The 23904-nt window shown below is 65.4% G+C and carries 9 protein-coding genes; 8 read left to right on the top strand and 1 reads right to left on the bottom strand.

The window, feature by feature from the left end:
- The first annotated feature begins 229 nt into the window (after positions 1-229).
- From cyoA to cyoE, 5 genes are read left to right on the top strand one after another with little or no spacing between them, the layout of a single operon-like run.
- Complete coding sequence (gene cyoA / locus POF53_RS01625; protein WP_028689802.1) at positions 230-1174, top strand: ubiquinol oxidase subunit II; 945 nt, start codon at positions 230-232, stop codon at positions 1172-1174.
- A gap of 3 nt (positions 1175-1177) precedes the next feature.
- Positions 1178-3196 carry a cytochrome o ubiquinol oxidase subunit I gene (cyoB, locus tag POF53_RS01620; RefSeq protein ID WP_232854695.1) on the top strand — a complete coding sequence of 673 codons (2019 nt, stop codon included), beginning with the start codon at positions 1178-1180 and terminating at the stop codon, positions 3194-3196.
- 3 nt (positions 3197-3199) lie between these two features.
- Entirely contained in the window at positions 3200-3823 is a 624-nt protein-coding gene (locus POF53_RS01615) for a cytochrome o ubiquinol oxidase subunit III (protein WP_023629875.1), read from the top strand.
- Positions 3823-4155, top strand: coding sequence for a cytochrome o ubiquinol oxidase subunit IV (gene cyoD / locus POF53_RS01610; protein WP_110736808.1), 333 nt, complete (start codon positions 3823-3825; stop codon positions 4153-4155). The genes POF53_RS01615 and cyoD overlap by 1 nt, the downstream gene beginning before the upstream one ends.
- 11 nt (positions 4156-4166) lie before the next feature.
- Positions 4167-5054, top strand: a complete 888-nt coding sequence (gene cyoE, locus POF53_RS01605) for a heme o synthase (protein WP_028689798.1) — start codon at positions 4167-4169, stop codon at positions 5052-5054.
- Positions 5055-5129: 75 nt separating this feature from the next.
- On the opposite strand, the gene POF53_RS01600 is transcribed toward cyoE, so the two are convergent.
- Positions 5130-5975: an RHS repeat-associated core domain-containing protein gene (locus tag POF53_RS01600; RefSeq protein WP_244670926.1), complete on the bottom strand. Its 846-nt coding sequence runs from the start codon at positions 5973-5975 to the stop codon at positions 5130-5132.
- A 369-nt stretch (positions 5976-6344) separates the two neighbouring features.
- On the opposite strand from POF53_RS01600, the gene alaC reads away from it, so the two are divergent.
- The 3 genes from alaC (at position 6345) to POF53_RS01585 (ending at position 23883) form a co-directional block, all read left to right on the top strand.
- Positions 6345-7553, top strand: a complete 1209-nt coding sequence (gene alaC, locus POF53_RS01595) for an alanine transaminase (RefSeq protein ID WP_050703799.1) — start codon at positions 6345-6347, stop codon at positions 7551-7553.
- A gap of 283 nt (positions 7554-7836) precedes the next feature.
- Positions 7837-8220: a YkgJ family cysteine cluster protein gene (locus POF53_RS01590; RefSeq protein WP_050703800.1), complete on the top strand. Its 384-nt coding sequence runs from the start codon at positions 7837-7839 to the stop codon at positions 8218-8220.
- A gap of 378 nt (positions 8221-8598) precedes the next feature.
- Positions 8599-23883, top strand: coding sequence for an autotransporter-associated beta strand repeat-containing protein (locus POF53_RS01585; protein WP_498966078.1), 15285 nt, complete (start codon positions 8599-8601; stop codon positions 23881-23883).
- Positions 23884-23904: the final 21 nt, after the last annotated feature.

The following is a 23904-nucleotide window of genomic DNA, read 5'->3' as shown; positions in this document are numbered from 1 at the left end:
ATACCGGGCGGACCCCCCTCCGCGTTTTCCGCACCAAATGGACTTGGTCTGAAGTACAGGCCTGTTGCCTACGAAACCATAAGCACCGCACACCCGCTTGACGCCAAGATCCTGCAGTCGGATCCCTGGCAGGGGCGAGTACGGGCGCCAATTGCCGCACTTGGCAGGACGAAGTGTTGGCTACCAAAACACAAATTGCATTGAAGCAAGCTGATCTAGAGGTCGTGAGATGAGTAAAAAGCGTTACCCCAGACTGTTTGGCATATTGCCCTTTTTAGGCATGCTTTTACTCAGTGGGTGCAACTGGACCCTGCTCGACCCGAAGGGCCAGGTCGGCATTGAGCAGAAGAACCTGATCCTGATCGCCACCGGCCTGATGCTGCTGGTGGTCGTGCCCGTGATCATCATGACCCTGGCGTTCGCCTGGAAGTACCGTGCTTCCAACAAGGCCGCCACCTACACCCCCGACTGGTCGCACTCGACCAAGATCGAGGCCGCGGTGTGGATCATCCCGATCCTGATCATCATCGCCCTGGGTTACTTCACCTACCACTCCACCCACAAGCTGGACCCGTACCGTCCACTGGATTCCGATGTGAAGCCGGTGCAGATCGACGTGGTCGCGCTGGACTGGAAGTGGCTGTTCATCTACCCGGAGCAGGGCATCGCCACGGTCAACAAGATCGTCTTCCCGGCCAACACCCCGGTCAACTTCCGTGTCACCTCCGACGCCGTGATGAACTCCTTCTTCATCCCGGGTCTGGGCGGCCAGATCTACGCCATGGCCGGCATGACCACCAAACTGCACCTGATCGCCAACGAAAACGGTGTGTTTGACGGTATCTCCGCCAACTACAGCGGCGCCGGCTTCACCGGTATGAAATTCAAGGCTGTTGCCACCTCGCAAGCTGACTTCGATGCATGGGTCGCTGAAGTGAAGGCATCGCCGAAGAAACTGGACCAGGCCGAATATGACGCCTTGGCCAAAGCTAGCGAAAACAACCCAGTCGCGCTGTACAGCGAGGCTCCGGCTGACCAGTTCCAGCGCATCGTCGACAAGTACGAAGGCATGAACCGCGGTCGTCCGAACCACGAAGAAGCAGGCAGCAAAGACCTGGCCACTACCAAGGGTGTGGAATCGAGTATGCAACCAGCTGCCGGTGCAGAGGAGTAAGAGATGTTCGGTAAATTAACTCTGGAGGCGATACCGTATCACGAGCCGATAGTCATGGTGACGCTTGCCATGATCGCGCTCGGTGGTATCGCTGTCGTTGGTGCCATCACCTATTTCCGCAAGTGGACCTACTTGTGGACCGAGTGGTTGACCACGGTCGACCACAAGAAAATCGGCGTGATGTACATCATCGTCGCTATGGTCATGCTGCTGCGCGGCTTCGCCGACGCCATCATGATGCGTACCCAGCTTGCCGCCGCCACCGGTGGCTCCGAAGGCTACCTGCCGCCTGAACACTATGACCAGATCTTCACCGCCCACGGTGTGATCATGATCATCTTCATGGCGATGCCGTTCTTCACCGGCCTGATGAACCTCGCGGTTCCGCTGCAGATCGGTGCACGTGACGTTGCCTTCCCGTTCCTGAACTCCCTGAGCTTCTACCTGCTGCTGGCAGGCGTGCTGCTGGTCAACATCTCGCTGGGCGTTGGTGAATTCGCCAAGACCGGCTGGGTTGCCTATCCGCCGCTCGCGGGTATCCAGTACAGCCCTGGGGTGGGTGTCGACTACTACATCTGGGCGCTACAGCTATCCGGATTGGGTACGACGCTTACCGGCGTGAACTTCCTCGTCACCGTGATGAAGATGCGCGCCCCTGGCATGAAGCTGATGGACATGCCGATCTTCACCTGGACCTGCACCTGGGCCAACGTGCTGATCGTCGCTTCCTTCCCGATCCTGACCGCCGCGCTCGCCCTGCTGACCGTTGACCGTTATCTGGACTTCCATATCTTCACCAACGAGCTTGGTGGGAACCCGATGATGTACGTCAACCTGTTCTGGGCATGGGGTCACCCTGAGGTCTACATCCTGATCCTGCCGGCCTTCGGCGTGTTCTCGGAAGTCACCTCGACCTTCGCAGGCAAGCGCCTGTTCGGTCACCACTCGATGATCTACGCCTCGGGCGCGATCGCCATCCTCGGCTTCGCGGTCTGGCTGCACCACTTCTTCACCATGGGTGCCGGCGCCAGCGTCAACACCTTCTTCGGCCTGGCGACGATGCTGATCTCCATTCCGACCGGTGTGAAGCTGTTCAACTGGCTGTTCACCATCTACCAGGGCCGTCTGCGCTTCACCGCGCCGATCATGTGGACCCTGGGCTTCATGGTCACCTTCTCCATCGGTGGCATGACCGGCGTCCTGCTGGCTGTTCCAGGTGCCGACTTCGTTCTGCACAACAGCCTGTTCGTGATCGCCCACTTCCACAACGTGATCATCGGTGGCGCGGTATTCGGCTACATCGCCGGCTTCGCCTTCTGGTTCCCGAAAGCCTTCGGTTTCACCCTGAACGAGAAGTGGGGCAAGGCTGCCTTCTGGTTCTGGATCTCCGGCTTCTACGTCGCGTTCATGCCGCTGTACGCCCTGGGCTTCATGGGCATGACCCGTCGTCTGAACCACTCCGACAACCCGCTGTGGGAACCCTACCTGTGGGTTGCCGTGGTCGGTGCGGTGCTGATCCTGTTCGGTATCGCCTGCCAGCTGATCCAGATCTACGTCTCGGTTCGCGACCGCAAGGACAACATGGACGTCACCGGCGACCCATGGGGCGGCCGTACCCTGGAATGGTCGACTTCGTCGCCACCTCCGTTCTACAACTTCGCTCACATGCCACAGCATGTTGGCCTGGACGCCTGGCACGAAGCCAAGGAAGCCGGCGCTGCGTACAAGGCACCTGCCAAGTACGAAGCGATCCACATGCCGAGCAACACCTCCACCGGTCTGTTCATGGGTCTGCTGCTGACCGTGTTCGGCTTCGCCTTCATCTGGCACATCTGGTGGCTGGTGGGCGCGAGCCTGGTGGCAACCATCGCTGTCTTCGTTCGCCACGCCGCGCGTGACGACCAGGGCTACATGGTTCCGGCCGAAGAAGTGGCGCGCATCGAAGGCGAGCGCATGAAAGCGCTGGCCAAAGCAGGTGCTCTGCCTGCCGGCGCACGTGTCGAATCGTTTGAACGGGTGTAATCAATGTCCAGTCAAGTAATCCACGGTGGCGCGCATGGTCATGACCATGCGCACGACGACCACCACCACGACTCGGGCCAGATGACCGTACTCGGTTTCTGGCTCTACCTGATGACCGACTGCATCCTGTTTGCGTCGCTCTTCGCCACCTACGCGGTGCTGTCCGGCGGTTTCGCCGGCGGCCCGTCGGGTCACGACATCTTCCAGCTCGACTTCGTGCTGGTTGAAACCGCGTTCCTGCTGCTGTCCTCGATCACCTTCGGCTTCGCCATGCTGAAGATGTTCGCCGGCAACAAGGCAGGCGTGCTGGGCTGGTTGGCCGTGACCTTCCTGTTCGGTGCCGGCTTCATCGCGATGGAAATCTATGAGTTCCATCACCTGATCGCCGAGGGCTACGGCCCGCAGCGCAGTGGCTTCCTGTCGGCGTTCTTCGCGCTGGTCGGTACCCACGGCCTGCACGTGACTGCCGGTCTGATCTGGATGGCAATCATGATGTACCAGATCAACAAGCACGGCATCACGCCGACCGCCAAGACCCGCATGAGCTGCCTGAGCCTGTTCTGGCACTTCCTGGACGTGGTCTGGATCTGCGTATTCACCGTCGTCTACCTGCTGGGGGTTCTGTAATGGCTAACGCACACGACACTCACCACGAAGGTAATCACGGCAGCGTGAAGTCGTACATGATCGGTTTCGTACTGTCGATCATCCTGACCGCGATCCCGTTCGGCCTGGTGATGTACCCGAGCCTGCCGAAGAACCTGACCGTCCTGATCGTGGTGGCCATGGCCATCATCCAGGTTGTCGTGCACCTCGTGTACTTCCTGCACATGGACCGCTCGAAAGAGCAGCGTTCCAACGTGTCGACGTTCCTGTTCACCGTCCTGGTAATTGCACTGCTGGTCGGCCTGTCGCTGTGGATCATGTTCAGCATCCACTTCGAAATGTTGGCCAAGTGAGGTAAGACTGCATGTCCGTGAAGCACTTTATCCAAATCACCAAACCGGGGATCATTTTCGGTAACGTGCTTTCCGTGGCAGGCGGTTTCTTCCTTGCCGCTAAGGGGCATGTGGATTTCGCCCTGTTCCTGGCGGTGGTGATCGGTACTTCCCTGGTGGTCGCGTCCGGATGCGTGTTCAACAACTGCATCGACCGTGACATCGACCACAAGATGGAACGTACCAAGAACCGCGTCATGGTCCAGGGCGGCATGTCGCTGCCCCTGGCGCTGATCTACGCCACCCTGCTCGGGGTGGCGGGTTTCAGCCTGCTGTATGTGCAAGCCAACCCGCTGGCGGCGTTCTGCGCCCTGGTCGGCTTCGTCGTCTACGTCGGTTTCTACAGCCTGTGGCTCAAGCGCAAATCGGTGCACGGCACCCTGGTTGGCAGCCTGTCCGGTGCCATGCCTCCGGTGATCGGCTACTGCGCCGTGAGCAACAGCTTCGACCTGGCTGCGGTGACCCTGCTGGTGATGTTCAGCCTGTGGCAGATGCCGCACAGCTTCGCCATCGCCATCTTCCGCTTCAAGGACTACAGCGCCGCCAACATTCCGGTCCTGCCGGTGGCACGCGGTATCCTCGCGGCGAAGAAGCAGATCGTGCTGTACGTACTGGCCTTCGTGCTCGCCACCCTGATGCTGACCCTCGGCGGCTATGCCGGCCTGGGTTACCTCGCCGTGGCGGCCGCCATGGGCCTGTACTGGCTGTACATGGCCTGGGGCGGCTACAAGGCCGAGGACGACAGCAAGTGGGCCCGCAAGGTGTTCGGCTTCTCCATCCTCACCGTCACCGCCCTGAGCGTGATGATGGGCGTGGACAGCCAGACCGCGGCCGATGTGCTGATGACCTACGCGCGCTGATACAGCAGCCTGTTACACCAGGAACCCCGGCCATGTGCCGGGGTTTTTTGTGGCTGCTAATTGTGTTTGTATCAGTCAGGTAGAAAAAGGTTGCTGTACGATCTTTTGCCTAATCGCCTCGGCAGTGCCCGCTAAGTATCCGATGGTTCTATCATCTATCCCAGGGTACGCTTTTTGTAAGATAAGAGTTGGGTCGTGTGAAATTCCCAATGCCGTGATGTACCTGATTAGCGCATTCTTGACATCGGTTGAGGTTTTGGTTGTTGTGTTGTTGTTTACTAGGGTTCGCGCAAAATCTATTCTTTTGTTATCCTTTATATCTAGTTTGTTATTAATATCTGCCCAGCTGTCATTGGCGTTAAGAGTTTTATGCTGCATGGTTGGTGTAGCGCTTTCTTTCTGTTGAGATGTGGGGCCGAAGAGCTCTTGATTGTTTTCCGTTCTCGGAGCATTGGCGTTTGTAGGATCGTAGGTGGCTGGTGGCTGATCAGTCACCAATCCGGGGAGGGCTCGACGTTGTTGAGGGGACGCGATGCGATTATTTACATGGCCAGTCGGATCATGTCGGTTCACAGGATCCCCCGAGCAATACATGTAGGGATTGATACCACCCTGGAGGAAGGGACTTAGGTTGTCGGGTGAGTTGAAGCGCATGAGCAGTGTGTTGTACATGCGGTAACCATTGCCCAGCAAGTAACCGTCCAGGCAACGCTCTCTTAAATGACCGTTGAATCGCTGTTTTACTGAAGCTGATATATCCCTGCGCGTCATACCATAGGGTGAGTAGGTAATAGTGAGTTTGTCCTCCGGGCGTATCTCAACCACGCTACCACTGCGTTCAGTCGCCAGTAAATGGACAATGCTGGAGTGCGGGTTGCTGCTGAGGTGGCCCTGCTCAGCCTTCTTCTCATGCGTTCCCATTATGCATCCCATGGTCTGTCGGGTGAGGGTGCATCAAGCGTAGGCTGGCTGCTGGAACAGCGCAGCTGGCAAAAATGACAGTTCGGCGTCCGCAAGCTTTTATGCCTGTTTGTCCTGTGCCGGCCTCTTCGCGGGTAAACCCGCTCCCTCAGGGATCGCGCTAACCCTGTGGGAGCGGGTTTACCCGCGAAGAGGCCGGTCCTGAAAACATAAATCTTTGATTTTCAAAAAATACATCTGAAAATGTTAAACAAAACAGGAAATTATCCTTTACAGAAATATTGTTTCGGCACTATCTTCTGAATCAGGCCGCCGCAGCGGCCAACGTCGCTCGGACGGTTCCGGGCGCTTACGTCTGCAGAGGAACACATGGCCAACCCAGGTTCGCCGCGCCGCTTCGCGCGCATCGATCGTCTCCCCCCGTACGTCTTCAACATCACCGCCGAGCTCAAGATGGCCGCCCGCCGCCGTGGCGAGGACATCATCGACCTGAGCATGGGCAACCCCGATGGCGCCACCCCGCCGCATATCGTCGAGAAGCTGGTGCAGGTCGCCCAGCGCGAGGACACCCACGGCTATTCCACCTCCCGCGGCATCCCACGCCTGCGCCGGGCGATCTCCAACTGGTACAAGGAACGCTACGACGTCGCCATCGACCCGGAAAGCGAGGCCATCGTCACCATCGGCTCGAAAGAGGGCCTGGCGCACCTGATGCTCGGTACCCTCGACCATGGCGATACGGTGCTGGTGCCCAACCCCAGCTACCCGATCCATATCTACGGTGCGGTGATCGCCGGTGCCCAGGTGCGCTCCGTGCCTCTGGTGCCAGGGGTGGACTTCTTCAACGAGCTGGAGCGGGCGATCCGCGAGTCGATCCCCAAGCCGAAGATGATGATCCTCGGCTTCCCGTCCAACCCCACCGCCCAGTGCGTCGAGCTGGACTTCTTCGAGCGCGTGGTGGCCCTGGCCAAGCAGTACGACGTGCTGGTGGTGCACGACCTGGCCTACGCCGACATCGTCTACGACGGCTGGAAGGCGCCGTCGATCATGCAGGTGCCGGGCGCCAAGGACATCGCGGTGGAGTTCTTCACCTTGTCCAAGAGCTACAACATGGCCGGCTGGCGGATCGGCTTCATGGTCGGTAACCCCGAGCTGGTCAGCGCCCTGGCGCGGATCAAGAGCTACCACGACTACGGCACCTTCACCCCGCTGCAGGTGGCCGCCATCGCTGCCCTGGAAGGCGACCAGCAGTGTGTGCGAGACATCGCCGAGCAATATCGCCAGCGCCGCAACCTGCTGGTCAAGGGCCTGCACGAGCTGGGCTGGATGGTCGAGAACCCCAAGGCCTCGATGTATGTCTGGGCCAAGATTCCCGAGGCCTATGCGCACCTGGGCTCGCTGGAGTTTGCCAAGAAGCTGCTGGCCGAGGCCAAGGTCTGCGTGTCGCCGGGGATCGGCTTCGGTGACTACGGCGACGATCATGTGCGCTTTGCCCTGATCGAGAACCAGGACCGGATTCGCCAGGCCATTCGCGGCATTCGCCAGATGTTCCGGGCCGATGGGCTGACCAGCAAGTAAGCCGCCAGGGCGCTATCGCGGGTGTAGGAGCGGCCTTGTGCCGCGAAAGGGCCGCGAAGCGGCCCCAGGATGTATGCAGCATTGCCAAGAACCCGGGGCTGCTTTGCAGCCCTTTCGCGGCACGAGGCCGCTCCTACACAGACCTGCGCATATCGCTTACCTCGGAACGCCGATCAGCGGCGATCTTTTTTTGCTTCCCCCTCTTCTCAGCCGTCCGCGCCTGGATTACAAATAGCGCCGCGGGCGCTCGCCCCGATAACAACAACCTCCTTCCCTGGCCATCATGTCCGATCAGAACCCTTGCCTGACCTGCGGCGCCTGCTGCGGCTACTTTCGTGTGTCTTTCTTCTGGGGTGAATGCCAGTCCGCCGGCGGCGTGGTGCCCGACGATCTGGTGGTGCAGATCAACCCGACCCGGGTCGCCATGATCGGCACCGACGCCAAGCCTTGCCGCTGCGTCAGCCTGGGTGGCGAGATCGGCACGCAAGTGGCGTGCTCCATCTACGAGAACCGCTCCAGCCCCTGCCGCGAGTTCGATGCCTCGTGGGAAAACGGCGTGCACAACCCCAGCTGTGACGACGCCCGGGCAGCCTATGGCTTGCCACCGCTGACACCACCGGGCGCCAATGAGCCGCATTGGCCGGATGAGGGGGCGGAGGTCGCCTGAAGGGATTACTTGGCCTTGCAGACTGCGAACTGCGTGGGAGCGGGCTTGTCCCGCGATTACGGTGCCGGCGTCATCTCGTGGCAAGCCCGCTCCCACAAACCGTTTCACATTCTGGCCATTCGCCATGACCGTTCGTCGGTTGGATCCAATGGCCGCAAGTCTGAAACCCGCGAAACACGTGCCGCCTAAACAAAGTATTAACACCATTTGACCGTCCCCTGCGCCGTACCGCCCGCGCCTGAGCGGCTACACATTCCCTCAAAGGAAATTCGTAGCCATAGATCAGGCGTTTCGGCCGTCGCGTGTTCCACTGCTCTTTCCTGCCCCGCTGTGCACGCATTCAAGGACTGAATCGCCTGATCCACGAAGGAGCTCTCCGTGGACAGACGTGCCGCCCCCCGTTCACCCGCCCGTTTCTCGCAACTGTCGCTGGCTGTCAGCCTGGCTGTAGGTGCGATGGCATTTGGTCTGTCCAGCGAACAGGCCCTGGCTGCCTGTAGCGCGGCCGGGGCCACGATCACCTGCAACGGCGCTGCCAACCCGCTGGCGCCGAGCTATACCAACGGCGGCAGCGGCCTCACCGTGAACGTCAACCCGGGCGCGACCCTGGGCACCTTGCTGGGCGTGGGCGGCACCTCGCTATCGCTGGCCGGCAACAACAACACCCTGAACAACTCCGGCACCATCGACCCGACGTTGCTCGGGCTGTTGAGCATCCAGTCCTCCGCCGTGCTGATCGGCAACACCGGCACCGGCAGCACCCTCACCATCAACAACAACGCCACGGGCGTGATCAAGGGCACCGGCGCCCTGCTCGGCGCCAACCTGCTGAACCTCACCGGCATGGCGCTGGACGCACGCAACGGCGCCGCCGGCACTACCACCATCAGCAACGCCGGCAGCATCGGCTCCTCGGCCTTGGCCAGCCTCACGCTGGTGAGCGAGGACACGCCGGTCATCGCCGTGACCGGCGGCAGTACGGTGAACTTCACCAACACCGGCACCATCCTCGGCCGCGCCGCGTTCGAGGCTTCTGCGGCGGGTAACACCTTCACCAACGCCGGGACCCTGACCGGCAGCCTGTCGATGGGCGCCAACAGCACCAACCGCTTCAACGCCATCACCGGCTCCAGCGTCGGGGCAGGGCTTGGGGTCGGCGTGGCGTTGCTGGTCACCAGCAACCCCAACCTCGCCTTTGCCGCAGCCGGGAAGATCGACGGCGGCGCCGGCGGCACCAACACCCTGGCGCTGCAGAACGCCATTGGCGGCGGCAGCGGCACCGCGGGCAGCGGTACGATCAACGCCACCAACTACATCAACTTCAGCCGCCTGATTGTCGACGCCGGCACCTGGAGCCTGATCGGCCAGGTGCTCAACGGCACCACCCAGACCACCCTCAACGGAGGCCAGCTCAACTTCGACAATTCCAGTGTCTTCGGCAGTGGCGCCATTACCGTCAATGGCGGTGGGCTGGCGGCCAGCGTCGGTGGCCTGAGCCTGGCCAACAACTTCACCCTCAATGCCGGCCTGAGCGTCGGCGGCGCCACCGACATGGCTCTCAATGGCGTGATCTCGGGTGTCGGCGGCCTGACCAAGACCGGTACCGGGCTGCTCACCCTCGGCGCCACCAACACCTACAGCGGCGGCACCAACCTGGCCGCCGGCGGCCTCAACCTGGCCAGCGCCGCGGCACTGGGCAGCGGCGGCCTCACCGTCAGCGGCGCCAGCAGCCTGCAGGGCAGCGTGCCACTGGTGCTGAACAGCAACGTGGCGTTGAACGCGGCGCTGACCCTGCCCGGCAGCAATGCCCTGACCCTTGGCGGCGTGCTCAGTGGCACCGGCTCGCTGGTCAAGAGCGGCAGCGGCACCGTGACGCTCAACGGCGTCAATACCTTCAGTGGCGGTACCACACTGGCCAGCGGCACGCTGACCATCGGTAACGACAGTGCCCTCGGTTCCGGCGCGCTGACCCTTACTGGCAACGGCACCCTGAACCACACCGCCGCGCTCACCCTGGGCAACGCCATCAACCTGGGCGGCAACACCCTCACGCTGCCGGGCAGCAATGCCGCCATCCTCAACGGCGTGATCAGCGGTACCGGCGGCCTGACCAAGACCGGCACTGCCGACCTCACCCTGAACGGCGTCAACACCTACAGCGGCACCACCACCCTGGGGGGTGGCAAGCTCACTGTCGGCAACAGCGCCGCGCTGGGCACCAGCGGCCTGACCCTGGGCGGCAATGCCAGCCTGGATGCCAGCAGCGCGGTCAGCCTGGGCAACGCGATCAACCTGGGGGCCAACACCCTCGACCTGCTGGGCACCAGCGCCACCACCCTGGGTGGTGTCATCAGCGGCACCGGCGCGCTGGTCAAGAATGGCGCCGGCGACCTGACCCTCAATGGCAACAACACCTTCAGCGGCGGCCTGACGCTCAACACCGGCAAGCTCACCGTCGGGCACAGCAATGCGCTGGGCAGCGGTGCGCTGACCCTGGGCGGCAACGTCAGCCTCGACGCCGGCACCGCGGTCAACCTGGGCAACGCGGTCAACCTCGGCGCCAACACCCTCAACCTGCTGGGCACCAGTGCCACCACCCTGGGCGGTGTCATCAGCGGCACCGGCGCGCTGGTCAAGAACGGCAGCGCCGGCCTGACCCTCAACGCCAGCAATACCTTCAGCGGCGGCACCACCCTCAATGGCGGCGTGCTGACCGTGGGCAACAACAATGCCCTGGGCACCGGCGCGCTGTCTCTGGGCGGCAATGCCAGCCTCGATGCGGGCGTGGCGGTCAACCTGGGCAACGCCATCAACCTGGCCGGTAACACCCTCACTCTGCCGGGCACCAGCGCCACCACACTGGGTGGCGTGATCAGCGGCACCGGGGCACTGGTCAAGAACGGCGGCAGCAACCTGACCCTGGGTGGCACCAACACGTTCAGTGGCGGGCTGACCCTCAATGCCGGCACCCTGACCCTGGCCAGCGCGGCGGCCCTGGGCACGGGCGGCCTGACTGTTGGCGGGGCCTCGACCCTGGCCAACGCCGTGGCGATGACCCTGAACAATGGCGTCAACCTCGGCGCCAACCTGACCCTGGCCGGCGCCAACAATCTCAATCTGGCCGGCAACCTCAGCGGCACCGGCGGGCTGATCAAGAACGGCAGCGCCAGCCTGACCCTGGGCGGCAACAACACCCAGAACGGCGCCACGGCGCTGAACGCCGGCACCCTGGTGCTGGGCAGCAACACCGCGCTGGGCACCGGCGCGCTCAACGCCGCGACCAACACCACCCTCGACACCAGTGTCGCCGGGCTGAACATCGGTAACGCCCTTAACCTGGCCGGCAACCTGAATCTGCCCGGCAGCAATGACCTGACCCTGAGCGGCGTCATCGCCGGCGCCGGCGGCATCACCAAGGGCGGCAACACCACCTTGACCCTGACCGGTGCCAACACCAACAGCGGTTCCACCTTTGTCAACGCCGGTACCCTGGTGGTCGGCAGCAACACCGCGCTGGGCACCGGCACCCTCAACACCGCCGCCGGCACCCACCTGGACGCCAGCACGGCCGTGAGCCTGGCCAACGACGCCATCATCGCCGGCCCCCTGACCATCGACGGCACTGCCAACCTGGGCCTGAGCGGCGTGCTCAGCGGCATCGGCTCGCTGGTCAAGAACGGCAACGCCAGTCTGACCCTGAGCGGCAACAACGTCTTCACCAACGGCACCCAGCTCAACGCCGGCACGCTGATCCTGGGCAGCAACACCGCACTGGGCATCGGCGGCCTGGCCCTGGGTGGCAACGCCAACCTCGACACCAGCACCGCGGTAGCCGCCACCAACACCATCAGCCTCGGCGCCAACACCCTGACCGTGCTGGGCAGCAACGCCACCACCCTGACCGGACAGATCAGCGGCACCGGCGCGCTGGTCAAGAACGGCAGCGCCGGCCTGACCCTCAACGGCAACAACACCTACAGCGGCGGTACCACCCTCAACGGCGGGTTGCTGACCCTGGGCAACAACAATGCCCTGGGCAGCGGCGCCTTGACCCTGGGTGGCAACGCCAGCCTCGACGGCAGCGGCACCCTCAACCTGGGCAATGCCATCAACCTCGCCGGCAATACCCTGACCCTGGCGGGCAGCAATGCAACCACCCTCGGCGGCGTGATCAGCGGCACTGGCGCGCTGACCAAGAACGGCAGCACCAACCTGACCCTGTCAGGTGCCAACACCTTCAGCGGTGGTCTCAACCTCAATGCCGGCACCTTGACCCTGGCCAGCGCCGCGGCGCTGGGGACCGGAGCTTTGAACGTCGGCGGTGCTGCCACCTTGGCCAACTCCACGGCCATGACCCTGAACAACGCCATCAACCTCGCCGCCGACCTGTCGCTGCCCACCACCAGCAATCTCACCCTGGCCGGCAACCTCAGTGGCACCGGCGGCCTGGTCAAGAGCGGCAGCGCCACCCTGACCCTGAGCGGCAACAATACCCACAGCGGCGCCACCGCGCTCAACGCCGGCACCCTGGTACTGGGCAGCAACACCGCCCTGGGCACTGGCGCGCTGAATGCCGCCAACAACACCACGCTGGATACCAGCGTCGCCGGGCTGAACATCGGCAACGCGCTGAACCTGGCCGGCAACTTCATCCTGCCCGGCAGCAACGACCTGACCCTGAGCGGCACCATCGCCGGCGCCGGCGGCATCACCAAGAACGGCGCCACCAGCCTGACCCTGAGCGGCAACAACAGCAACAGCGGCATCACCCGTCTGAACGCCGGTACCCTGGTGCTCGGCAGCAACACCGCGCTGGGCACCGGTACCCTCAACACCTTGGCCGGCACCCACCTGGATGCCAGCACGGCAGTCAGCCTGGCCAACGACGTTACCATCGCCGGCCCCCTGACCATCGACGGCAGCGCCGACCTGGGCCTGAGCGGCGTGGTCAGCGGCATCGGCTCGCTGGTCAAGAACGGCAACGCCAACCTGACCCTGAGCGGCAACAACCTCTACACCAACGGCACCCAGCTCAATGCCGGCACGCTCACCCTCGGCAGCAACACCGCGCTGGGCATCGGTGCCCTGACCCTGGGCGGCAACGCCAATCTCGACGCCAGCACCGCGGTGGCGGTGACCAACGGCATCAGCCTGGGCGGCAACACCCTGACCGTGCTGGGCAGCAACGCCACCACCCTCGGCGGCCTGATCAGCGGCAGCGGTGCGCTGGTCAAGAATGGCAGCGCCGGACTGACCCTCAACGGCAACAACACCTACAGCGGCGGCACCACCCTCAATGCCGGGCTGCTGACCCTGGGCAACAACAACGCCATCGGCAGCGGCGCGCTGAGCGTGGGCGGCAATGCCAGCCTCGACGGCAGCGCCGCGCTCAACCTGGGCAACGCCATCAACCTGGGGGCTGGCGCCACCCTGACCTTGCCAGGCAGCAACGCCACCACCCTTGGCGGCGTGATCAGCGGCACTGGCGCGCTGACCAAGAACGGCAGCACCAACCTGACCCTGTCGGGCGCCAACACCTTCAGCGGCGGCCTCAACCTCAATGCCGGCACCCTGACCCTGGCCAATGCCGCGGCGCTGGGAACCGGCGCGCTGAACGTCGGGGGCGCCGCGACCCTGGCCAACAGCGTGGCGATGACCCTGGGCAACGACGTCAACCTCGGCGCCAACCTGACCCTTGGCGGCAGCAACAACCTGACCCTGGGCGGCGTGCTCGCCGGTACCGGCGGGTTGATCAAGAACGGCGTGTCCGACCTGACGTTGACGGGCAACAACACCTTCAGCGGTGCCATCGACCTGCTCGGCGGCAGCATCACCACCGTCGGTACCACCGCTCTGGGCAATACCTCGGCGGTCAGCGTCGGCGCCGGCACCAGCCTCAACCTCGGCGCCAGCGCCACCATCGGTGGCCTGAGCGGCGCCGGTACGGTGAATATCGCGGGCGGTGCTGCCCTGACCCTGGGCGGCAACAACCTCAACAGCGTGTTCAGCGGCGTCTTGGCCGGCAGCGGCGGGCTGATCAAGAACGGCAGTGGCAGCTTCGAGCTGTCCGGGGTCAACGTGCTCGCTGGCAATACCACGGTCAATGCCGGCTTGCTCAATGTCACCGGCTCGCTGGCCAGCGCCAGCGTGCAGGTCAACAGCGGCGCCAGTCTCGGCGGCACCGGCAGCTTGCTGGGGGCGGTCGACATCGCCAACGGCGCGCACCTGCTGGCCAACAGCGGTGCGACCCTCGGCACCGGCGCATTGACCCTGCACAGTGGCTCGGTCCTCGACTTCGGCCTGGGCTCGCCCGCTACTGGCGGCACCGCGCTGGTCAACGTCAACGGCAACCTGACCCTGGACGGCACCCTCAACGTCACCGACGTCGGCGGCTTCGGCACCGGTATCTACCGGCTGTTCGACTACACCGGCGCGTTGGTCGACAACGGCCTGCTGGTCGGCAACGTGCCGGGTGCCATGTTGCCCGGCGACCTGCAGGTGCAGACCTCCATCGGCAGCCAGGTCAACCTGCTGGTCGGCGGCGCCACCGGCACCGTGCAGTTCTGGGACGGCGCCCAGAGCGTGCCCAATGGCGTGATCGACGGCGGCACCGGCACCTGGAATGGCAGCAACACCAACTGGACCGATGTCAACGGCGTGCTCAACGGCAGCTGGGCCAGTGACTTCGCGGTGTTCCAGGGCACTGCGGGGGATGTCACCGTGGTCGGCACCCAGGCCGCCACCGGGCTGCAGTTCGTCACCAACGGCTATCGCCTGATCGGCGCCGGTGGGCTGGACCTGGTCAACGGCAGCAACGGCGCCTTCGCCGTGCGAGTCGACCCCGGCGTCACCGCGACCCTCAACGTCGGCCTCTCGGGCAGCGGCCAGTTGGCCAAGCTCGACAGCGGCACCCTGGTGCTCAATGGTGCCAACAGCTACACCGGCGGCACCCTGTTCAACGGCGGCACGGTCGTGGTCGGTAACAACACCGCTTTTGGCAGCGGCGCTGTCAGCACCGCCAACGGCACCACCCTGGACAGCAACACCGCCGTGACCCTTGGCAACGCCTTCAATCTAAGCGGTGCCCTGACCGTCGCCGGTTCCGCCGACCTGGGGCTGTCCAACGTGGTCTCCGGCCTTGGCAGCCTGGTCAAGGCTGGCGGCGCCAACCTGACCCTGGGCAGCGCCAACACCTACAGCGGCGGCACCAGCCTGGGTGCCGGCACCCTGACCCTCGGCAACGCCCAGGCGCTGGGCACGGGCGGCCTGAGCGTCACCGGTGCCGCCAGCCTGGACACCACCAGCAACCTGGCACTGGGCAATACCGTCGCCCTGAACGCCAACCTCACCCTACCGGGAACAAACGACCTCACCCTCAACGGAGCGCTCAGTGGCACCGGGGGCCTGGTCAAGACAGGTTCCGGCACGCTCACCCTCAACGGCAGCAACAGCCAGCAGGGCAGCACCAGCCTGAACGGCGGCACTCTCGTGGTAGGCAGCAACACCGCGCTGGGCACCGGCGCCCTGAACGCAGTCGGCGGCACCACCCTGAGCAGCAATGCCAACGTCACCCTGGCCAACCAGCTCAACCTGGCCGGCAACCTGACGATCGCCGGGGCGCAGAACCTGACCCTGGGCGGCAACGTCAACGGCGTCGGCGGCCTGACCAAGACCGGCAGCGGCACCCTGACCCTGAACGGCACCAATGGCAACCTGGGCAACACCAACCTCAATGCCGGCACCCTGGTGCTCGGCAGCGCCAGCGCCCTTGGCCTCGGTCAGCTCAACGCGGCGGCCGGCACCACGCTGGACAGCTCCGCGGCGATCAACATCGGCAACACGGTCAACCTGGGAGGCAACCTCACCATCACCGGCAGCAACGACCTGGGCCTGGGCGGCCTGGTCACGGGGGCCGGCAGCCTGACCAAGAACGGTGCCAGCAACCTCACCCTCAGTGGCGCCAACACCCTGACCGGAGGCGTGACCCTCAATGCCGGCACGCTGACCCTGGGCAACAACCAGGCACTGGGCACCGGCACCCTGACCGTCGGCGGCGCCAGCAACCTGGCCACCACCGGCGCCCTGACCCTGGCCAACCAGGTGACACTCAACAACACCCTGAGCCTGACCGGCAACAACAACCTGGCCCTCAATGGTGTGATCAGCGGTACCGGCGGCCTGATCAAGACCGGTAGCGGCAACCTGAGCCTCGGCGCCGCCAACACCTACCAGGGCACCACCACCCTGGGTGGCGGCACCCTGACCCTGGGCAACAACACCGCCCTGGGCACGGGCAACCTGGCGGTGACCGGCAGCAGCACCCTGGCCACCACCGGCGTGCTGCAGGTGGCCAATGCCATCGGCCTTGGTGCCGGTACCAGCCTCGGCGTCAACAATACCCAGGCCCTGACCCTCGACGGTGTCATCAGCGGTGCCGGGGCGCTGAACAAGCTGGGTGCCGGGCAACTGGTGCTCAATGGCAGCAATACCTACGCCGGCGGTACCTCGCTGCAGGCCGGCAGCCTGCTGCTGGGCAACGCCAGCGCCCTGGGCAGCGGTGCGCTGACCGTCAACGGCGCCGCCAGCCTCGATGCCAGCCAGGCGCTGGCGCTGGTGAACGCCGTCAACCTCGCCGGTGGCAACCTGACCCTTGGCGGCAGCCAGGCGCTGACCCTCAACGGCGTGGTCTCCGGCAGCAACGGCCTGGTCAAGAACGGCGCCGCCACCCTGACCCTCAATGGCAACAACACCTACAGCGGCGGCACCACCCTCAACGCCGGCACCCTGGTGGTTGGCAGCAACACCGCGCTGGGCAGCGGCGCGTTGAGCACCAGTGCCAACACCAGCCTCGATGCCGGTGGCGCAGGCGCCACCCTGGCCAACAATGTACACCTGGGCGGTACCCTCAACCTGCCGGGCAGCGCCGACCTTACCCTCAACGGCGTGGTGGATGGCGTCGGCGGCCTGAACAAGTCCGGCGCCAGCACCCTGACCCTCAATGGCGCCAACAACTACCTGGGCGGCACCACCCTGAATGCCGGCCGGCTGGTGGTCGGCAACGACAACGCGCTGGGGCAGGGCGCCCTGACCGTCGCCGGGGCCTCGACCCTGAGCAGCGGCGCCAGCACCACCCTGGCCAACAACGTCACCCTCAACGCCGGCCTGACCGTCGATGGCGGCACCGACCTGACCCTCAATGGCGTGATCAACGGCACCGCCGGCCTGACCAAGAACGGCAGCGGCAACCTGACCCTCAATGGCAACAACGGCTTCCAGGGCGGCGCTCAGCTCAACGCCGGGCGCCTGACCCTGGGCAGCAGCGGTGCGCTGGGCACCGGTACCCTTTCGGTCACCGCCGACGCCACCCTGGCCAACAGCACGCCCATGGCCCTGGGCAACACCATTGCCCTGAGCAATGGTGCCAACCTGACCGTTGAAGCCGCCAACGCGCTGATCCTGAGCGGCGACCTCGGCGGCAGCGGCAACCTGGTCAAGACCGGCGTCGACGACCTGACCCTGGTCGGCGTCAAGACCTTCACCGGCAACGTCGACATCCAGGCCGGGTCCCTGACCACCCTAGGCGGCGGTGTACTGGCCAACGTCGACACCCTCAACGTCGGTGCCAGCGGCCAGCTCAACCTCAACGGCAACGCCAGCCTCGGCAGCCTGATCGGCAGCGGCCAGGTCGATGTCGGCATCGGCAGCACCCTGAGCCTGGGCAGCAACAACCTCAACGGTACCTTCGCCGGCGGCCTCAATGGCCTGGGCGGCCTGGCCAAGATCGGCAGCGGCACCCTGACCCTCACGGGCAACAGCAACCTGGCCGACAACACCCAGGTCAACGCCGGCACCCTCAAGATCGACGGAAGCCTGGGCAGCAACCTGCTGACGGTCGCCAGCGGCGCCACCCTGACCGGCAGCGGCAGTGCCAACGCCACGGTGGTCATCAACAACGGCGGCCACTTGGCCGGGCAGAGCGGCGCCACCCTGGGCCTCGGCAGCCTGGTGCTCAACAGCGGCTCGATCGTCGATGTAGGTCTGGGCGCCCCGTCCACCGGCGGCACCGCGCTGTTCAACGTCGGCGGCAACCTGACCCTCGACGGCACGCTCAATGTCGGCAGCATCGGCGGCTTCGGCAACGGCGTGTACCGCATCTTCGACTACACCGGCGCGCTCACCGACAACGGCCTGGACTTCGGCAGCCTGCCAGTGGGCGTAGGCCTGGGTGACGTGACCCTGCAGACCGCCCTGGCCAACCAGGTCAACCTGCTGGTAAGCGCCGCCGGCCTGAACATCCAGTTCTGGGACGGCAGCCAGAGCGTGCCTAACGGTCAGGTCGATGGCGGCACCGGCGTGTGGAACGCCGGCAACACCAACTGGACCGACCTCAACGGCGTGCTCAATACCACCTGGGGCAGCACCTTCGCGGTGTTCCAGGGTACAGCGGGCGACGTCACCGTTGACGGCAGCCAGACCGTCAACGGCCTGCAGTTCGTCACCGATGGCTATCGCCTGCTGGCGGGCACCGGCGGCGCGCTCGACCTGATCAACGGCAGCGGTGGCGACACCAGCGTGCGGGTCGATCCGGGTGCCACGGCGACCCTTGATGTCGGCCTGGCCGGCGTCGGCAAACTCAACAAGCTCGACAGCGGCACCCTGGTGCTCAACGGCAACAACAGCTACAGCGGCGGCACCCTGCTCAGCGGCGGTACCTTGATCGTCGGCAGCAACACCGCCTTGGGCAGCGGCGCGCTCGACACCGCGGCGGGCACCACCCTCGACAGCAACGCCTCGGTCGCCCTCGGCAATGCCGTCACCCTGGCCGGCCCGCTGAACATTGCCGGTAGCAATGACCTGGCCCTCAACGGCAACATCGGCGGCGCCGGTGGCCTGGTCAAGGCCGGCAGCGCGCGGCTGGCGCTGGCCGGCAACAACACCTATGCCGGTAATACCGCGCTCAATGGCGGCACCCTGGTGCTGGGCTCCAATACCGCGCTCGGCACCGGCAGCCTGACCGCGGCGCCCGGCACCAGCCTGGACAGCAGCCAGGCGGTCACCCTCGCCAACAACGTCACCACCACGGGCGACCTCACCGTGCTGGGCAGCAACGACCTGACCCTGGGCGGCACCGTCGGCGGCACCGGTCGCTTGCTCAAGGCCGGCCTCGCGCGCTTCGCGCTGATGGGCGCCAACACCTACAGCGGCGGCACCGACTTGCAGGCCGGTACACTGGTGGTCGGCAACAACGCGGCGCTGGGCACCGGCGGCCTGGAGGTCAGCGGCAACGCCAACCTCGACAGCGCCAGTGCCGTCACCCTGGCCAACCCGGTCAATGTCAGTGGCGTGCTCAACGTGCTGGGAAGCAACGACCTGCAACTGGCTGGCGTGCTCAGCGGCGGGGGCGAGCTGAACAAGAGCGGCCTGGCCGACCTGACCCTGTCGGGCAACAACACCTTCAGCGGCATCCTCAACATCCTCTCCGGCAGCCTGAGCACCATCGGCACCACTGCCCTCGGTACCCAGAGCCAGCTGAATGTCAGCAGCGGCGCCAGCCTCAACCTCGACGGCAACACCAGCCTCGGCGACATCGGCGGCACCGGCGCGATCCAGATCGCCGCCGGCAACAGCCTGGCAGTGGAGGGTGGGGTGTTCGACGGCAATATCAGCGGCACCGGCACCCTGAACAAACTCGGCAACGGCACCCTGGCGTTGAGCAGCACCAACAGCCACACTGGCACCACCAACATCCAGGCCGGGGGGCTGCAGGTGAATGGCTCCCTGGCCAGCGGCGCGGTCAACGTCGCCAGCGGCGCCAGCCTCAGCGGCGCCGGCAGCCTCGGCGGCGCGGTGACGGTGGCCAACGGCGGCAACCTCGCGGCCACCAGCGGCAGCACGTTGAACGCCGGCAACCTGGTGCTCGACAGCGGCGCCAACTTAAACGCCTCGCTGGGCACGCCGTCGTCTGGTGGTACGCCGCTGGTCAACGTGGCCAACAACCTGACCCTGGGCGGTACCCTCAATGTCACCGACATCGGCGGCTTCGGCGCCGGGGTCTACCGGTTGTTCGCCTACGGCGGCAGCCTCACCAACAACGGCATGAGCTTCGGCACCACGCCGGTGCCGATCACCGACCTGACCGTGCAGACTGCCGTGGCCAACCAGGTCAACCTGGTGGTCGGCGGTGCCAGCAACGTATTGTTCTGGGACGGCAGCCAGAGCGTCGCCAACGGTCAGATCGACGGCGGCAGCGGCACCTGGGATGCCACCAACACCAACTGGACCGACGTCAACGGTGTGTTGAACAGCACCTGGAACGACACCTTCGCGGTGTTCCAGGGCGCCCCGGGCACCGTCACCGTTAACGGCAGCCACAGCATCACCGGTCTGCAGTTCGTCACCGATGGCTATGTGCTCAACGCTGGTGCCGCCGGTGAACTGCTGGGCAACGGCACCACCAACCTGCGGGTCGACAACGGTGTCACCGCGACCCTCAACGTCGCCCTCAACGGCACCGGCAGCGTCGCCAAGCAGGACGGCGGCACCCTGGTGCTCAACGCCGCCAACGGCTACAGCGGCGGCACTGCCCTCAATGGCGGCACCCTGGTGCTTGGCAACAACAGCGCGCTGGGCAGCGGCACGCTGACGGCCGCAGGCGGCACCACGCTGGACAGCAACACCGCCGTCACCCTGGCCAACACCACCGTGCTCAACGGTGCCCTGGCCATCGCCGGCAGCAACGCCCTGACTCTCAATGGCGTAGTCAGCGGCACGGGTGGGCTGATCAAGAACGGCGCCGGCCTGCTGACCCTGAACGGGGCCAACACCTACAGCGGCGGCACCCAGATCAACGCCGGCGGCGTGGTGGGCAACAGCACCAGCCTGCAAGGCGCGATACTCAACAACGGCGCCCTGACCTTCGAACAGAACGCCAACGGCAGCTACACCGGCAACCTCAGCGGCAACGGCACCCTGGCCAAGAACGGTACCGGCGAGCTGCTGCTGACCGGGGTCAACACCTTCACCGGCGCCACCAGCGTCAATGCCGGCACCCTGCTGGTCAACGGCCGTCTCGACAGCACCAGCGTGCAGGTCGCCACCGGCGCCCGCCTGGGCGGCAGCGGCACCTACGGCGGCGGCGTGCAGATCGCCAACGGCGCTACCCTGGCCGCCGGCCAGAGCGCCACGCCGCTCACAGTAGGCAGCCTCGACCTGGCGTCGGGCAGCGCCCTGGACTTCAGCCTTGGCGCTCCGGCCGCCTCCACCACCGTGGTCAGGGTCAACGGCAACCTGGTGCTTGACGGCACGCTGAACATCACCGATGTCGGCGGCTTCGGCACCGGTGTCTACCAACTGTTCAGCTACGGCGGCACGCTCACCGACAATGGCCTGGTGTTCGGCGCCATCCCCGGCAGCGTGGTCCTGGGCGACCTCAGCCTGCAGACCGCCATCGCCAACCAGATCAACCTGGTGGTGCAGAACTACGGCGAGGAGCTGCAGTTCTGGAACGGCGGCAAGACCAACCCCGACGGCAGCGTCGGCGGCGGCAGTGGCACCTGGGGCTCGAACACTGGCTGGACCAATGCCGGCGGTACCAGCAGCGAAGGCTGGAGTGGCGGCTACGCGGTCTTTGGCGGCACGTCGGGCACCGTTACCGTGGTTGGCAACCAGTCGTTCGAGGGCCTGCAGTTCCTCAGTGATGGCTACCAGGTCGTCCCGGGCTCTGGCGGCAGCCTGACCCCGGTCAACGATGCCGACGGCAGCCTGGCGGCAGTGCGTGTCAACGCCGGCGCGACGGCCACCGTCAGCGCACCGCTGGTCGGCACTGGCGGTATCGAGAAACTCGATGCCGGCACCCTGATCCTCGCGGGCGCCAACACCTACAGCGGCGGCACCACCGTCAGCGGCGGTACCCTGGTCGGCAACACCACCAGCCTGCAGGGCAACATCCTCAACAACGCCAACCTGGTGTTCGCCCAGGGCAGCAACGGCACCTTCAACGGCACCCTCAGCGGTACCGGCACCACCACCAAGCAGGGTGGCGGTACCTTGCTGCTGACCGGCAACCAGCCGTTCAGCGGCGCCTTCAATGTCAACCAGGGCGTGCTCCAGGTGGGCGACGCGGCCAACCCGGGCAGCAACCTCGGCGCCCAGGTCACGGTGGCCAACGGCGCCGCCCTGACCGGCAACGGCACCGTCGCCGGGCTGATCAACAACGGCACCGTGTTGCCGGGGCCGGCCGGCAACCTGAACGTGTCGGGCAACTTCACCAATGGCGCCACCGGCACCCTGGTGATCGACCTCGCCAGTTCACCGGTGAACTACCTGAACGTGGGCGGCACCGCGAACCTCGGCGGCAGCCTGATGGTGGCCAACCTTGCCAGCGGCAACGGCCAGTACACCGTGGTCAGCGCCGCGGGTGGCGTCACCGGTACTTTCGCCACCACCAACCTGGCCAACTCGGCGTTCCTCAACAGCTCGCTGGACTATGGCGCCAACCAGGTGACCCTGTCGGTCAGCCGCAACGGCAACTCCTTCGCCGATGTCGCCGCCACCGGCAACCAGCGTGGCGTGGCCACGGCCCTGGGCAGCGCCGGGGCGCCGGCCGAGCTGGTCAACAACCTGCTGCCGCTGGACCGCCAGGGCGCCCAGGCGGCGTTCGACAGCCTGTCCGGCGAGATCCACGCCAGCACCGCGACCGTGCTGATCGAGGACTCGCGCTACGTCCGCGAAGCGGTCAACGACCGTCTGCGCCAGGCCGACTGCAGCAACCAGGACGATCCGCGTCGCACCCTGGCGCCGACCGCCAACCAGCAGCTGACCAGCGAAGGCTGCCAGGGCCAGGCTGTGGGCTGGATCCGCGCCATCGGCGGCTGGGGTACCTACGACGGCAGCAGCAGCCATGCCAGCGTCGACCGCGACCTGTCGGGCTTCATGCTCGGCGTCGACCGTGCCCTGGATGACCAGTGGAAAGTCGGCGCCGCCGCCGGCTACACCCGCTCGAGCATCGATGCGCACCGCCGTCGCTCCGACGCCACGGTAGACAGCTACCACCTGACCACCTACCTCGGCTACCAGCTGGACGCCTTCGCCGCCCGTATGGGCGTGGCCTACAGCTGGCACGACATCGACACCAAGCGCGATGTCACCGTCGGCAGCTACGACGACCGGCTCAAGGCCAAGTACAAGGCGCGCAGCGCCCAGGTGTTCGGCGAGGTGGGCTACGCCATCGATGCCGGCGGCATCGCCCTGGAGCCGTTCGCCGGGCTGGCCTACGTCAACTACGACAGCGACACCGCCCACGAGAAGGGTGGGGCAGGGCGGCTAGAAGGCAAGGTCGACCAGGACGTGACCTTCTCCACCCTGGGCGTGCGGGCCGGCAAGCGCATCCTGCTCGACAATGGCAGCCGCGTCACGCCGCGGCTGTCGGTGGGTTGGCGCCATGCGTTCGGTGACGACAAGCCCGATGCGGATCTGCGCTTTATCGACGGTGGCGCCGGGTTCAGCACCGAGGGCGTGCCGATCGCCAAGGACGCGGCAGTGGTCGAGGCAGGGGTGGACCTGTCGGTGGGCGCGAGCGGCAAGCTGGGGGTCGGGTATTCCGGGCAGCTGTCGAGCGAGAACCGTGACCATGGTGTGGTGGTGAGCTTCAGCATGGGGTTCTGAGGTAGATCGCCGGGGCTGCGT

Origin of the sequence: Mitsuaria sp. RG (genome assembly GCF_028369275.1) — a bacterium.
Taxonomy (GTDB): Bacteria; Pseudomonadota; Gammaproteobacteria; order Pseudomonadales; family Pseudomonadaceae; genus Aquipseudomonas; species Aquipseudomonas peradeniyensis.
This window is presented reverse-complemented; position numbering and strand designations above follow the sequence as displayed.

Bases quoted from the DNA above. Each gene is read 5' to 3' on its own strand.
- cyoA (WP_028689802.1), top strand. From the start codon at position 230: ATGAGTAAAAAGCGTTACCCCAGACTGTTTGGCATATTGCCCTTTTTA.
- cyoB (WP_232854695.1), top strand. From the start codon at position 1,178: ATGTTCGGTAAATTAACTCTGGAGGCGATACCGTATCACGAGCCGATA.
- POF53_RS01615 (WP_023629875.1), top strand. From the start codon at position 3,200: ATGTCCAGTCAAGTAATCCACGGTGGCGCGCATGGTCATGACCATGCG.
- cyoD (WP_110736808.1), top strand. From the start codon at position 3,823: ATGGCTAACGCACACGACACTCACCACGAAGGTAATCACGGCAGCGTG.
- cyoE (WP_028689798.1), top strand. From the start codon at position 4,167: ATGTCCGTGAAGCACTTTATCCAAATCACCAAACCGGGGATCATTTTC.
- POF53_RS01600 (WP_244670926.1), bottom strand. From the start codon at position 5,975: ATGGGAACGCATGAGAAGAAGGCTGAGCAGGGCCACCTCAGCAGCAAC.
- alaC (WP_050703799.1), top strand. From the start codon at position 6,345: ATGGCCAACCCAGGTTCGCCGCGCCGCTTCGCGCGCATCGATCGTCTC.
- POF53_RS01590 (WP_050703800.1), top strand. From the start codon at position 7,837: ATGTCCGATCAGAACCCTTGCCTGACCTGCGGCGCCTGCTGCGGCTAC.